General features: G+C 65.1%; 11 protein-coding genes. 7 read left to right on the top strand and 4 right to left on the bottom strand.

What is annotated here, in order from left to right; translation table 11 throughout:
- The first annotated feature begins 5 nt into the window (after positions 1–5).
- The 6 genes from ruvA to FDW81_RS08860 all read left to right on the top strand — a co-directional run bounded on the left by ruvA (position 6) and on the right by FDW81_RS08860 (position 7,772).
- Positions 6–650: a Holliday junction branch migration protein RuvA gene (gene ruvA, locus FDW81_RS08885; protein ID WP_138133822.1), complete on the top strand. Its 645-nt coding sequence runs from the start codon at positions 6–8 to the stop codon at positions 648–650.
- Positions 643–1,731, top strand: a complete 1,089-nt coding sequence (gene ruvB / locus FDW81_RS08880) for a Holliday junction branch migration DNA helicase RuvB (protein ID WP_138133821.1) — start codon at positions 643–645, stop codon at positions 1,729–1,731. Before ruvA ends, ruvB begins: the two co-directional genes overlap by 8 nt.
- Positions 1,732–1,972: 241 nt before the next feature.
- On the top strand, positions 1,973–2,374 hold the full coding sequence (yajC, locus tag FDW81_RS08875) for a preprotein translocase subunit YajC (RefSeq protein ID WP_138133885.1): 402 nt from the start codon (positions 1,973–1,975) through the stop codon (positions 2,372–2,374).
- A 100-nt stretch (positions 2,375–2,474) separates the two neighbouring features.
- On the top strand, positions 2,475–4,232 hold the full coding sequence (gene secD, locus FDW81_RS08870; protein ID WP_138133820.1) for a protein translocase subunit SecD: 1,758 nt from the start codon (positions 2,475–2,477) through the stop codon (positions 4,230–4,232).
- Positions 4,232–5,245, top strand: a complete 1,014-nt coding sequence (secF, locus tag FDW81_RS08865; RefSeq protein ID WP_138133819.1) for a protein translocase subunit SecF — start codon at positions 4,232–4,234, stop codon at positions 5,243–5,245. Before secD ends, secF begins: the two co-directional genes overlap by 1 nt.
- A gap of 133 nt (positions 5,246–5,378) precedes the next feature.
- A complete protein-coding gene (locus FDW81_RS08860) occupies positions 5,379–7,772 on the top strand; it encodes a bifunctional (p)ppGpp synthetase/guanosine-3',5'-bis(diphosphate) 3'-pyrophosphohydrolase (protein ID WP_138133818.1) in 2,394 nt (797 codons plus the stop codon).
- Here the strand turns inward: FDW81_RS08860 and FDW81_RS08855 are convergent.
- The 3 genes from FDW81_RS08855 to FDW81_RS08845 all read right to left on the bottom strand — a co-directional run bounded on the left by FDW81_RS08855 (position 7,653) and on the right by FDW81_RS08845 (position 10,959).
- Positions 7,653–8,378, bottom strand: a complete 726-nt coding sequence (locus FDW81_RS08855) for a type IV toxin-antitoxin system AbiEi family antitoxin (protein ID WP_138133817.1) — start codon at positions 8,376–8,378, stop codon at positions 7,653–7,655. The genes FDW81_RS08860 and FDW81_RS08855 overlap by 120 nt on opposite strands.
- A 127-nt stretch (positions 8,379–8,505) precedes the next feature.
- Positions 8,506–10,074 carry a DUF349 domain-containing protein gene (locus FDW81_RS08850; protein WP_171027147.1) on the bottom strand — a complete coding sequence of 523 codons (1,569 nt, stop codon included), beginning with the start codon at positions 10,072–10,074 and terminating at the stop codon, positions 8,506–8,508.
- A 66-nt stretch (positions 10,075–10,140) separates the two neighbouring features.
- The gene (locus FDW81_RS08845; RefSeq protein ID WP_138133816.1) at positions 10,141–10,959 is read right to left on the bottom strand and encodes a peptidylprolyl isomerase; all 819 of its coding nucleotides are present in this window, start codon (positions 10,957–10,959) and stop codon (positions 10,141–10,143) included.
- A gap of 230 nt (positions 10,960–11,189) precedes the next feature.
- Here FDW81_RS08845 and hisS point away from each other — a divergent pair, with 230 nt between their 5' ends.
- Complete coding sequence (hisS, locus tag FDW81_RS08840) at positions 11,190–12,563, top strand: histidine--tRNA ligase (RefSeq protein ID WP_138133815.1); 1,374 nt, start codon at positions 11,190–11,192, stop codon at positions 12,561–12,563.
- Here the strand turns inward: hisS and FDW81_RS08835 are convergent.
- Positions 12,560–13,816 (bottom strand): APC family permease, encoded by a 1,257-nt coding sequence (locus FDW81_RS08835; protein ID WP_138133814.1) that lies wholly within the window; start codon positions 13,814–13,816, stop codon positions 12,560–12,562. The two genes, hisS and FDW81_RS08835, sit on opposite strands and share 4 nt — an antisense overlap.
- Between the last annotated feature and the right edge of the window lie 39 nt (positions 13,817–13,855).

Raw genomic sequence — 13,855 nt, 5'->3', positions numbered from 1 at the left:
CGGCCTTGATCAGTTTCCTCCGCGGGACGGTAGCCCACGTGGGCCTGTCCACCGCCGTGATTGACCTCAACGGAGCGGGCATGAGCGTCAACGCCACCCCGCAGACTTTGAGCCGACTGCGCACGGGGGAGGAAGGGCGGCTTTTCACGTCCCTGATTGTCCGCGAGGATTCGCTCACGCTTTTTGGTTTCGCATCCGACGACGAGCGCGAGGTTTTTGACGTCCTGCTGAGTGTCAGCGGGGTTGGCCCGCGGCTGGCGCTGGCGGTCCTTGCAGTCCACGACCCCGAGGCCATCCGGGTGGCAGCGCACACCGGCGACAGCAAGACCTTCACCAAGGTTCCCGGGATCGGCCCCAAAGTGGCAGGGCGCATTGTGCTCGAACTCGCAGGCAAACTCGTGCCGCAGGGCACAGCAGGGGCCACAGGAGCGCCTACTGCCGCGGAAGCAGCCTGGAAACCGCAGGTTGTCGCGGCCATGACCAGCCTTGGCTGGTCGGAAAAGGACGCTTCCTCGAGCATCGACAAAGCGCTGGCCGAGGAACCCGAAGTCTCGTTCCGCGGCAACGTGCCCGAGATCCTGCGGACCACGCTCCGGTGGCTGGGGCAGGACGGCGCCCGCGCCGGCAACCGCGTAGGCAGCCGTGGCTGAACCGTCACTGGTGGCTGCGGGGGAGGAACCCGAAGAACGGGCCATCGAGGCAGCGCTGCGGCCCAAGAACCTGGATGATTTCGTGGGCCAGCACCGGGTGCGGAAACAGCTGTCACTGGTGCTGAAGGCCTCCCGGATGCGCGGGCGCAGCGCGGACCACGTACTCTTCTCCGGCCCGCCGGGCCTGGGCAAAACCACCCTCGCCATGATCGTTGCCGCCGAGATGAACGCGCCGCTGCGGATCAGCAGCGGCCCGGCCATCCAGCACGCCGGTGACCTCGCCGCCATCCTGTCCTCCCTTTCCGAGGGCGAGGTCCTCTTTTTGGACGAAATCCACAGGATGTCGCGGCCGGCTGAAGAAATGCTCTACATGGCCATGGAGGACTTCCGGGTGGACATCGTGGTGGGCAAGGGAGCCGGTGCCACCGCAATTCCGCTGGAACTGCCGCCTTTCACCCTGGTGGGCGCCACCACCCGGGCCGGCCTGCTTCCCGGGCCCCTGCGCGACCGGTTTGGGTTCACCGGGCACCTGGAGTTCTATTCTGTACAGGAACTCGAACTCGTGCTGCGGCGCTCTGCCGGCCTGCTGGACCTCAAGGTCAACTCGGCCGGCTTCACCGAAATCGCCGGACGGTCGCGCGGCACCCCGCGCATCGCCAACCGGCTGCTGCGCCGGGTGCGGGACTGGGCGCTGGTCCACGGGATTGACCAGATCGACGCACGGGCGGCGTCAGCGGCCCTGGACATGTACGAGGTGGACAAGAAGGGCCTGGACCGGCTGGACCGCGCGGTTCTGGACGCCCTCATCACCAAGTTCGGCGGCGGTCCGGTTGGTCTTTCAACGCTGGCCATCGCGGTGGGGGAGGAAACCGAGACAGTGGAAACGGTGGCCGAACCCTTCCTGGTCCGGGAGGGTCTGCTGGGCCGCACGCCCCGCGGCAGGATAGCCATGGCCCCGGCATGGACCCACCTTGGCTATGCCATCCCTTCGGGTGTCTTTGCGCAGGAGCAGCTGGACCTGTTCGAACCGGCAGGCGGGGATGCCGGACCGGCAGGGGAATGGGCGCCGGAGGGCCAATAACAGCCTCCCTTCAGTTTTTCCCTTTAGACTGGTATGACGCTCGGCACGTCCGGGTCTTTGTTCCCGCAGGCGGCATTAACGGCAGCCCGTGGATGGATGGCAAGCACCTTCGCCAGCCCACAAGTTCAAAGCGGACGGCGCTGTCAATCGGCTTCACGCAAGTACAGAATGGAACTTCCCCGTGTTCGGACATATCACTGCCCAGACCACCACTACCCAGCCCGGCGGCGGCATCGACATCATGTCAATCCTGCTGTTCGCGATGCTCGGCGTCTTCATCTTCATGATGTTCCGCCGCAACAAGAAGACCCAGCAGCAGCAGGCACAGCTGCAGTCGCAGTTTGCCCCCGGCGTTGAGGTCATGACGAGTTTCGGCCTGTTTGGCCGCATCGTTGCCATCGACGAGGAGGAGAACAAGGTCACCCTCGAACTTTCCCCGGGAAACCTTGCCACCATCCACCGCCAGGCCGTCACCAAGATCGTGGAACCTGCCGCCGAGCCGTCCTCCGCAGCCGCAGGGTCCGCCGTGCCGGACGATGCTTCTTCCCTCACGGCAACGGAAGGCGGCAGCACCGCCACCGCACCCGAGACTACGGACGAAACCCTGAAGCGCCTCAACGATGAGGGCAAGAAGGACAGCTAGTCCCCGCTTCCCCTTTCCAACCTCTACCGCTGCGGACCACCGCCGGTGCACCCATGGGCACGCACCGGCGGTTCCTCCGTGAATAAGAGAAAGATCGACAATGGCACGAACTGGCCCCAAGAAACCAGGCCTCAGGGTCCTGGTCTGGCTCGGTGTACTCCTCGCCGCGCTCACCGCGGTCCTGGCCGGCGGCACCCTTGCCGGACAGGCCAGCTGGGCTCCAAAACTGGCCCTGGACCTTGAAGGCGGTACCCAGATGATCCTGGCGCCCAAGGTCGAGGGCGGTTCGGACATCAACGAGGAACAGCTCAACCAGGCCGTGGCGATCATCCGCCAGCGTGTGGACGGCTCGGGCGTGGCCGAAGCCGAAATCAGCACCCAGTCCGGGCGCAACGTGGTGGTGAGCCTTCCCGGCACGCCCTCCAGCCAGACGCGCGACCTGATCCAGGCCTCCGCCGACATGAACTTCCGGCCCGTCCTGCTCTCCGCCGCCGGCGCACCGGTACCGGAAGAGCAGCGGGCGCCCGAGGACCAGCTGCCCAAGCCGACGGCCGAACCCGCCAACAGCAGCGACACCAACTGGATCACTCCCGAGCTCTACCGCCAGTTTGAAGCACTTGACTGCGACAACCCTGCACAGGACGAGCAGGAACGCTCGGATCCCGCCAAGCCGCTGGTGACCTGCGAGCCTGCCTCGGATACGAACCCTGCCATCAAGTACATCCTCGGTCCCGTTGAGGTTAAGGGCAGCAACATTGTCACCTCCTCCTTCCAGCTCCAGCAGGGCGCCCAGGGCGCCGTCACCAACGACTGGGCGGTGAACATCCAGTTCGACGACGAGGGCACGGCAAAGTTCAAAGAGGTCACCGAGCGCCTGAACCAGTTCTACGTGGCAGGCGGCGGTGACTCCGGCAGCGACCCCAAGGCCCAGTTCGCGATTGTGCTCGATGACCAGGTCATTTCGGCGCCGCGGTCACTTGCCGTGATCACTGACGGCCGCCCCCAGATCACCGGCGGCTTTACCGAGCAGACCGCGAAAACCCTGTCTGACCAGCTCCGCTTCGGTGCCCTGCCCATCAGCTTCGAGATCCAGAGCGAGCAGCAGATCTCCGCCACCCTCGGCGGCGAGCAGCTCCGGATGGGTCTCCTCGCCGGCATCATCGGCCTCCTGCTGGTGGTGGTCTACTCCCTGTTCCAGTACCGGGCCCTGGGCTTCGTCACCATCGCATCGCTCGTGGTTGCCGGTGTCCTCACGTACCTCGCCATCGCCATCCTGGGCTGGACCGAGAACTACCGGCTGTCCCTGGCAGGTGTGGCCGGCATCATCGTGGCGATCGGCCAGACCGCGGACTCCTTTATCGTCTACTTCGAGCGGATCCGCGACGAACTCCGCGAGGGCCGCGGCCTGGTCTCCGCCGTCGAAAACGGCTGGAAGCGTGCCAAGCGCACCGTCCTTGCCTCCAAGGCCGTCAACCTGCTGGCCGCACTGGTGCTGTATTTCGTGGCCGTGGGCAACGTCCGCGGTTTCGCCTTCACCCTCGGTTTGACGGCCATCGCGGACCTCATCGTGGTGTTCATGTTCACCCACCCGACACTGCAGCTGCTGGCACGCACCAGGTTCTTCGGGGAGGGTCACCCGCTTTCCGGCCTTGATCCCAAGCGCCTGGGCGCAGTGCCGCTCTACCGCGGCGCCGGCCGCATCCGTACCCCGGAAGCCAAGCCCGCCGCCGGCCGCGCCAAGAACGCCGGTGCCGCCGCCGAAGCGGAGCGCAGGATGACCATCGCCGAACGCCGCATGGCGGAGAAGCAGGAGCAGCTCGCGGGCTCCTCGAAGTCCTCAGCGAAGGAGAACAAGTAATGTCAGGCTTCGCCAACTTCGGCAACGAGCTCTACACCGGAAAGCGCTCCTATAACTTTGTAGGCGCCAAGAAGCTCTGGTTTATCGTCGCGGCGGTGGCGGTTGCCCTGTCGATCATCATCCCCTTGGCCAAGGGCGGCTTCAACCTTGGCATCGAGTTCCGCGGCGGATCCGAATTTACGGTCTCCAACGTCCAGACCACTGACGCCGCCCTGGGCGAGAAAGCCGTCACGGACGTCGTGCCCGGCAGTGTGCCCCGGGTGGCGAACGTGGCCGGAACCACCATGCGGATCCAGACGGACAAACTCACGGATGATGAGACGCTCCGCATCAAGGAGGGCCTCACCAGTGCGTACGGCGTTACCGACAACGAGGTGACCTCAACCTTCGTGGGTCCGACGTGGGGCGCGGACGTCACCAAGCAGGCCCTGATCGGCCTGGTGATCTTCGTGCTCCTCGCAGCCGTGCTGATGGCCCTGTATTTCCGCACCTGGAAAATGTCCCTCTCGGCCATCGCCGGTATGGCGGTGACCATGTTCATCACCGCAGGCGTCTATGCCCTCAGCGACTTCGAGGTCACCCCCTCGGCCATCATCGGGTTCCTGACCGTTCTCAGCTACTCCCTGTATGACACCGTGGTGGTCTTCGACAAAATCCGCGAGAACACGGCGGACCTGGACGCATCGACCCGCCGCACTTTCGCGGAGGAAGTGAACCTGGCCGTCAACCAGACCCTGGTGCGCTCGATCAACACCATGATGGTGGCCATCCTCCCCGTCGGTGCCATCCTGTTCATCGGCGCCGGGCTGCTCGGTGCCGGTACCCTGCGTGACCTGTCGCTGGCCTTGTTCGTCGGAATCCTCATCGGCACGGCGGCCACCATCTTCGTGGCAGCTCCGATGTATGCCTGGCTGCGCCAGAACGAGCCTGACCTCGTGAAGCAGGCAAAGCGCGTCGAGCACAGGCGTGCCGCCGCCGGCCGGAGTGCCCCCGCGGAGCCTGCCCAGGCCTGAGCAATGGTGCGGGCCGGACAACGCCAATAACTTTGGCGTTGTCCGGCCCGTCCGCGTTTAAGGACCCGGTTATAAAAGTCACCGCCGCGGGGAATAGACTGAAGTAATTGAAACTGTGGTGAGGGGTACTTCATTGGAAGAACGTTCGGCGTCAGCGCCAACGGCACAGGGAGACACGAGTCCTGCCCACGGTAGTCAGACCGGGGTGGCGGCTTCCGCGCGCCCTGGTCCGCTGGTTCCCGTCGACAACTCCGGATCGCGTCCCACCTTCCCAGGGCGCAGGGAGCGTACCCGGTCCCGGCTTGCCCGGCTCACGGGGCGCAGCGCAGCCACGTACTCCCCAATTCTTGAACCGCTGCTCAGGACCGTCCGGGCCAACAATCCCAAAGAGGACTTTGACCTTATCCAGCGGGCTTTCGACGTCGCTGAGCAGAGTCACCGCGGGCAAAAGCGCAAGAGCGGTGATCCCTACATCACCCATCCCGTGGCAGTGGCAACCATCCTTGCCGAGCTGGGCCTGAGCGGTACCACACTGGCGGCAGCACTCCTGCATGACACAGTGGAGGATACCCCCTACACCCTGGCCGACCTGAAACGGGACTTCGGCCCGGAAGTGGCCATGCTGGTTGACGGCGTGACCAAGCTGGACAAGGTCAGCTTCGGCGAGGCAGCGCAGTCCGAGACGGTCCGCAAGATGGTGGTTGCCATGGCCAAGGACATCCGGGTGCTGATGATCAAGCTGGCTGACCGGCTCCACAACGCACGCACCTGGCGGTTCGTCTCGGCTGAATCCTCTGCCCGCAAGGCGCGGGAGACCCTCGAAATCTTCGCGCCGCTGGCGCACCGGCTGGGCATGAACACCATCAAGTGGGAACTTGAGGACCTTTCCTTCGCGGCGCTCTACCCCAAGGTGTACGAGGAAATCGTGCGCATGGTGGGGGACAGGACGCCCGAGCGGGAAAAGAGCCTGAGCGTCATCCGCGACCAGATCACTGAAGACCTGCGCGCCGCCCGGATCAAGGCCACCATCACGGGACGCCCCAAGCACTACTACTCGATCTACCAAAAGATGATCGTCCGCGACAAAGACTTTGACGACATCAACGACCTGATGGGTGTGCGAGTCCTCGTGGACTCCGTCCGGGACTGTTACGCCGCCCTTGGCACCATGCATTCACGCTGGAACCCGCTGCCCGGCAGGTTCAAGGACTACATCGCAATGCCGAAATTCAACATGTACCAGTCGCTGCACACCACTGTGATCGGTCCTGGCGGCAAGCCGGTGGAAATCCAGATCCGTACCCATGAAATGCACCGCCGGGCCGAATACGGCGTGGCTGCGCACTGGAAATACAAGGACCAGCCAAACCGCACCGCCGTCGGCCCGGGAAGCCCCCGCGACGGCGACATGGGCTGGCTGCGCTCCTTGGTGGACTGGCAGCAGGAGACTTCGGATCCAGGGGAGTTCCTGGACTCGCTGCGCTTCGAGATCAACGCCCGTGAAGTATTCGTCTTCACGCCGAAGGGCGAAGTCATGGCGCTGCCAGCAGGTTCCACGCCGGTGGACTTCGCCTACGCGGTCCACACGGAAGTTGGACACCGGACCATCGGCGCCCGCGTCAACGGCAAACTGGTGCCGCTCAACAGCGAACTGAACCACGGCGACTGGGTGGAAATCTTCACCTCCAAGGCAGAGGGCGCCGGTCCCAGCCAGGACTGGCAACACTTTGTCAAGAGTGCCAGGGCACGCAACAAGATCCGCCAGTGGTTCAGCAAGGAACGCCGCGAAGAAGCGATCGACCGCGGCAAGGAACTGCTGACCCGCGCCATGCGTAAGCAGAACCTTCCTCTGCAGCGCCTGATGACCCACGAAGCCCTCGCAGCAGTTGCCGAGGAATTCAAGTATGTCGACATCTCCGGCCTGTACGCCGGCGTGGGGGACGGGCATACGTCCGCCCAGGCGGTCATGGAAAAGCTGGTCGAAAGCCTCGGCGGCAATGAAAGCACCGAAGACGACATTGCCGAAGTCAGCATTCCCACCCAGGTCACCAAGGCCCGCTTCTCGGACTCCGGCGTGGTGGTCCGCGGCGTAGGAGACGTCTGGGTCAAGCTGGCCCGGTGCTGCACCCCGGTTCCGCCCGACCCCATCCTTGGTTTCGTGACGAGGGGTTCGGGAGTTTCGGTCCACCGGACGGACTGCACCAACATTTCGGACCTGAAGGACCAGCCGGACCGGATCGTCGATGTGGACTGGGCCCCCACACAGTCCAGCGTGTTCCTGGTGGAAATCCAGGTGGAGGCGCTGGACCGCAAGTCCCTGCTCTCCGACGTTACGCGGGTGCTGTCAGATAACCACGTGAACATCCTGGCTGCCAGCGTCCACACCTCCACGGACCGGGTGGCCATCTCAAAGTTCGCTTTTGAGATGGGTGACCCCAAGTACCTCAGCCACGTCCTGAGTGCCGTCCGCAGGATCGACGGAGTGTTCGACGTCTACCGGACCACCGGTAACAAGCGCCGGAGCTAGCGCGGCGAGCTTCTCCAGCGCAGCTTTTTTGTGGGGCACGCGCGGGGTTGCCTCGACGGCAAGGACCAGCAGGCGCAGGCGCACGTCCTTCTCCGGCCGGGCCAACAGGTTCTCCAAAGCGGGAATGGCCCGTTCGGCGTCCACATGCAGGGCAATATCCAGGGCGGTGCGCAGCGGGCTGGAAACCATCATGCCCCCGATGCTGACGACGTCGAACGGGCCGAGCCGTACTTCGTGCAGGGTACAGCCCCTGGTGTTCCGGAGGCTCGAAACCCTTCTTTTTGCATCCACGAGCAGAGCCAGCCTGTCCGGTTCTCCGGCGCAGCCGTAGATCCAGGCCGCTGTCAGGCGGCCGGCCACCACCCGTTGCCGGACTGAGGCCGGAATGGTCCCCGCTGCTGCCCGCGCACGCAGCTGCGGAGAAGCAGGGCTGCCGGGCAGTGTATAGCCGCGGTGGTGGAACCTTTGGAGCAGCCCATCTGCCGCGAGGGACTGCAGCTCGGGTGATGCGAAGGGCATCCCCGGGGCGTAGAGCTCGGGAAAACGGGGTGACGCCTCCGCCGGAGCTGGATGGTCGGACCCGGCAGGAACGGATGGAATCGCCATGCGTCCATCCTGCCCCCGAAGCCTTTAACGGACACAGGCCCGGTTCCGGCTATGTGCATAACCGGAACCGGACCTGCAGAAAGCAGAACCGCAACTACATCGCGCAGCTTGGCTCAGTCGGCGAAGCTCAGGCAAGCTCGCTTGCCGAACGCTGGATCTGGTCCAGCCATGCCTGGCGCGCTTCAAGGGCCTCCCGGGCAGCCTTGATCTTGCGCTGGTCGCCGGTCTTCTCAGCCGCGGCAAGATCTTCCTGAAGGCCGGCAATCGCCGACTCCAGCTGCGAGAGGGCACTGTTGGTGCGGGCTTTACGTTCCGGATTGGACCGCTGCCACTGCTCTTCCTCGGCCTGGCGCACGGCATCTTCAACCTTGCGCAGCCCAGCCTCAATCCGGCCCATGTCAGCGCGCGGCACTTTGCCTGCCTCTTCCCACCGGTCACGGACGGACTGCAGTGCCTTCTTCGCTGCTGCCAGGTCCCTGACGGGGAGGATCGTGTTTGCTTCTGCCAGGAGCGTTTCCTTGACCTTGAGGTTGGCGGCGTACTCCTGGTCAATTTCGTCGTTGGCTGCCTGCCGGTTGGTGAAGAAGACGTCCTGGGCCGCACGGAAGCGGGCCCAGAGGGCGTCGTCGTCCTTGCGGCTGGCGCGCGGTGATGCCTTCCACTGGTCCATCAGCCTGCGGTACTCACCCGCGGCGTAGCCCCAGTCGGTGGACGAGGACAGCGCCTCCGCCTCAGCAATCAATTTTTCCTTGGCCGACTTCGCGGCGGAGTTGTTGCTGTCCAGCTGAGAGAAGTAGGCGCGGCGGTGGCGGTCGAAGACAGTACGGGCGGCGCGGAATCTCTTCCAGAGTGCGTCTTCGTTGCTGCGCCCAAGGCGGACGCCGCTCTTCTGGGCCGCTTTCCAGTTCTCGAAGAGCTCATTCATCCTGGCGCTGGACGTTTTCCACTGCGTCTGGGCGGGATCCTGGGCGGAAATCTGCTCTGCTTCGGCAACAATGGCCTCGCGGGCCGCAAGCTCAGAGGCACGAACGGCGTCGTGTTCGGCTTTCTCGGCTTTCTCGAGTGCATCAATCTGCCCTGAGAGCTTATCCAGCCGGGCCTCAGCCGATCGCAGGTCGCCCACCATGTTCCGCTCAGCCAGTTGCTCCCGGAGGTGGGTCACTGTCTTTTGCATGTCCGTGCTGGGGGCCTTTGAACTGACCCGCTGCTCAAGCAGTACGATCTGGGCTACAACATCGTCATACTTCCGGGCAAAGTAGGTTAGCGCCTCGTCATCACTGACACCGGGATACTGTCCCACGGGGTGCTCGGCGCCGTCGATGGTGAGGAAGACGTGACCGTCGCCTTCAACCCGGCCCCACTTTGAGGCCTCCGCGAGGGAAGTCGCGGGAGCGGCCGGAGCAGCAGCTGCGGCCGGGGCGGCGGCAGCGGGCTTGGACCGGGAAGCGAAAGCGGCCGGCGACGGCGCGGCTGGCCGGGGTGAAGGTGCCGGCGCGGGGGCAGCAGCGGAAGCTTCTTCGGTGGAAGTGCCGCCCGCAGGGGCCCCGCCTGCAGCTTCCTCCTGGGCAGCAGGAGCGGTTCCAGGCGCTTCTGCAGCGGAGGTGCCGGTTGCCGCAGTACCTGCGCCGTCAGCCGCGGAGGCCGCCGCGTCGGTCAGGTCTGTTGCTGTTTCGTCGGATTTCTGACTGTCTGTCACCGCTAAAAGTCTTTCGCTTGGAGGGAAATACGCACGTACTGCACCACAGCGCGCCGGCCGGGTCTCCTACTTCAGAGAAAACGAGTCTATCGTGACTGGTTCCACAGGTGCGCCGTCCGTATCGCTGCTGCCCGGTGTGATCCCGGCAGCAGCTATATTCGACACCACGTCCAGCCCTGATGTCACCTTTCCCACCACCGAATAACCACCGGCGCTGTCGGCTGGAATGACGGTGTCTTTGTAGACGATGAAGAACTGGGTGCCGTTTCCGTAGGCGTTGTTGCCCGTGCGGGCAACGGCGATGGTGCCGGCGGGGTAGGTGTTGTCAGCGGGAGTGTTTTCCAGTGGCCCCCAGGTGTAGTTCGGGTCTCCCTGGCCGTCACCCGTGGGGGAGCCGCACTGGAGAACTCCGAAGGACTCCCCGGTGGTCAGGCGGTGGCAGGTTTTTCCGTTGAAGTAGCCTTCGTCGGTGAGGGACTTGAAGACAGCGGCGGCCTGCGGGGCGTTTGTCCCGTTGAGTTCTACGCCGAGGGCGCTGCCGTTGAGCACGAGCTCGCCGGTGAAGGTTTTCCCCGCGGCCGTGTCGGCTGCCGGGATGTTGGGACCGTTGGTGGGCTGCACGGAGGAGGTTGCCGAGGGACTGGCAGTCGCTGTCGGGCTGTTCAACCCCGCCTCTGCAGCGGCGAATTCTTCCTCCGTGGGGTTTCCGGAGAAGGCCGTGAGCTGAAGGACGACGGCGAGCACCACTGCAGCTGTTCCGGCACCGGCCGCTACCAGGTTGTCGCGCTTGCGCCGCGCCTCCTGGTCGCGCCGCATGGCGCGCTTGGCTTCCATCTGCTGAATGCGCCGTCTGGTTTCGCGGGCACTGCGTGAATTGGCCGCCAAGGGCTCCTCCTTATAGTCGGGCTGCTGCACCCGGGGCCTTCGGGCTCCGGGCACAGTGTTTGACGGCCGAGCCTGCCGGTCCGCTGCATTAGAGAATGCCGGCGGAAGACGCATAAACTGACTGCCGCACATAGTTTATGCATGACCGGCTGGACTGCCGCCGCCGCAACCCCGCTGGGGGCCATTGTCACGCAGGTCCGGCAGCCTTCACCAAGAGGAGATACTCCACCATGGCACGCACCGCCTCCCTGTCCGGATTCCCCGAGTGGCTTCCCGAGGAACGGCTGGTGGAGCTCCATGTGCTGGATACGCTGCGCAGGGTCTTCGAGCTACATGGATTCTCCTCGATTGAAACGCGTGCCGTTGAAACGGTCGGCCAGCTGCTGCGCAAGGGTGAGATCGACAAGGAAGTGTACGGTCTCAGCCGGCTCCAGGAGGACGAGAGCGAGAAGCTCATCAGCGGCGGCAAAGCGGATCCGCATGCGCTTGCCCTGCACTTTGACCTCACCGTCCCGTTCGCCCGTTACGTGGTGGAAAACGCCGGCTACCTGGCGTTCCCCTTCCGGCGGTACCAGGTCCAGAAGGTGTGGCGCGGTGAGCGTCCGCAGGAGGGCCGGGCCCGCGAGTTCACCCAGGCGGACATCGACGTGGTGGGCGACGGCGAGCTGCCGTTCCGCTACGACGTCGAGATTGCCCTGGTCATCGCCGAGGCACTCACCGCCCTTCCCATTCCGGACTTCCGCCTGCGCATCAACAACAGGAAGCTCGCCGAGGGCTTCTACCGCGGCATAGGGCTGGACGATACCGCCGGTGTACTCAGGAGCATCGACAAACTCGAAAAGATTGGCCCCGCGAAGGTGGCGGAACTGTTGAAGTCGGAACTCGGGGCCACGGACGAGCAGGCACAGAAAGCTTTGCAGCTGGCGGGAATCCGCACCGAGGATACCTCGTTCGTGGCGCAGGTCCGGGCCCTGGGGGTCAGCAATGATCTCCTTGACGAAGGCCTGGCCGAGCTGGAACAGGTCATCGAGGCGGCAGTACAGCGCGCGCCCGGCAAGGTACTGGCGGACCTCAGCATCGCCCGCGGCCTGGACTACTACACGGGAACTGTCGTGGAGACCGTCCTGGTTGGCCACGAGCAGCTTGGCTCCATTTGCTCCGGCGGCCGGTATGACGCGCTGGCGTCCAAGGGGAACCGCAAGTTTCCTGGCGTAGGTTTGTCCATCGGGGTGACGCGCCTGGTGTCCCGCATCCTGAGCCAGGACCTGGCACGGGCGTCCCGGTCCGTCCCCACCGCCGTGCTGGTCGCCCTCACGCACGATGAAAGCTGGGATGCGGCCCAGGATGTGGCCGCCCAGCTGCGCAGCCGCGGCATCCCCACCGAGGTCGCAGCCAAAGCTGAGAAGTTCGGCAAGCAGATCAAGTTTGCCGACCGGCGCGGCATCCCGTTCGTGTGGTTCACGGACGACGACGGCACGCACCAGGTCAAGGACATCCGTACCGGCGAACAGGTGGTGGCTGCTCCTGAAACCTGGACACCGCCTGCAGAAGACCTGACGGTACAGGTCTCCACCGCGGAAGAGCCCGCGGCCGCCGTCCTTTAGCCGCGGCCTGCCTGCCGGCGGCGGAAGCGCAGCGCAACCCACCGGCCGGCCGTGCCGGCTCCGAGCACGGCCACCATGGTCAGTACGGAAGCGGACGGCAGGGTGAACGCGAGCAGCAGGCAGGCAACGAAACCGACCGCGTTCAACCAGCGTGGTGCGTATCCGGGGTGGCTGTCCAAGGTATACGCCGACGCGTTCGCTACGGCGTAGTAAATCAGTACGCCGAAGCTCGAAAAACCGACCACCGTCATGACATCAGTGGTGACCAGAAGCAGAATGACGACGGCGGCCACGGCCAGTTCGGCAACAAAAGGTACCGTGTGCTTCCCGCCCACCCTGGCCAGCGGGCCCGGCAGGTCACGTTCCCTTGCCATGGCGAGGCTGGTGCGGCCCACCCCCGTGATCAGGGCCAGGAGCGCGCCCAGGCAGGCGGCTGCAGCGCCCACCTGGACCAGCGGGGCACCTGCCTGCAGACGGGACTGCATTACCGCATCGAGCAGCGGCGTCGCGGTGGCTGCCAGGTGACCCCCCGGAAGGTGGTTCAGCAGGAGCAGGGCCAACGTGAGGTAGATGGCGAACGTGCCGGCCAGTGCCGCCAGGACGGCACGGGGAATGGCGCGGGCCGGATCCTTGACCTCCTCGCCAAGGGTGGCTATCCGGGCATAGCCGGCGAAAGCGAAGAACATCAGCCCCGCCGCGGGGAGTACGCCCGCCGCTCCGCCTAAGGCTTCGGAGGCGCCCACCGTGCGGTGCGGCCCCACGGCTGCAGCCACGGCCACAAAGACCAGGGTGGCCAGGACCACGCACAGCAGGATCCGGGTGAGCAGTGCCGTGCGCGTGATGCCCAGCAGGTTCACGCCGGTCAAGGCAACAACTGCCGCTACGGCAACCGGTACCGGGTAGTCCGGTGCAATATAGCTGCCGAAAGTGAGCGCCACGGCTGAGCACGATGCCGTTTTTCCCGTGACGAAACCCCAGCCGGCAAGGAACCCCGGCCACTCGCCGAGCTGTTCCCGCCCGTAGACGTACGTCCCGCCGCTCGTCGGATACTTGGCGGCAAGGGCCGCCGAGGCTACCGCGTTGCAATATGCGACTGCCCCCGCAATCACCACCGACAGGGCCAGCATTTGGCCCGCCAGCGCCGCCGCCGGCGCGAAGACCACGAACACCCCGGCACCCAGCATGGAACCGAGGCCGATGGCCGTGGCATCAAACGTCCCAAGCCGGCGTTGCAGTTGCTGGTGTGCGCTCATGCGGTAACAGTCCCTTTGCAGCGGGTAAACTCGAACGGA

It is taken from the genome of Pseudarthrobacter sp. NamB4, assembly GCF_005796185.1.
In the GTDB taxonomy this organism is placed as follows: Bacteria; Actinomycetota; Actinomycetes; order Actinomycetales; family Micrococcaceae; genus Arthrobacter.
The sequence above is the reverse complement of the archived record's forward strand: the minus strand, read 5'-3'. Positions and strand labels throughout refer to the sequence as shown.

Bases quoted from the DNA above. Each gene is read 5' to 3' on its own strand.
- secD (WP_138133820.1), top strand. From the start codon at position 2,475: ATGGCACGAACTGGCCCCAAGAAACCAGGCCTCAGGGTCCTGGTCTGG.
- hisS (WP_138133815.1), top strand. From the start codon at position 11,190: ATGGCACGCACCGCCTCCCTGTCCGGATTCCCCGAGTGGCTTCCCGAG.
- yajC (WP_138133885.1), top strand. From the start codon at position 1,973: ATGTCAATCCTGCTGTTCGCGATGCTCGGCGTCTTCATCTTCATGATG.
- FDW81_RS08855 (WP_138133817.1), bottom strand. From the start codon at position 8,378: ATGGCGATTCCATCCGTTCCTGCCGGGTCCGACCATCCAGCTCCGGCG.
- secF (WP_138133819.1), top strand. From the start codon at position 4,232: ATGTCAGGCTTCGCCAACTTCGGCAACGAGCTCTACACCGGAAAGCGC.
- FDW81_RS08835 (WP_138133814.1), bottom strand. From the start codon at position 13,816: ATGAGCGCACACCAGCAACTGCAACGCCGGCTTGGGACGTTTGATGCC.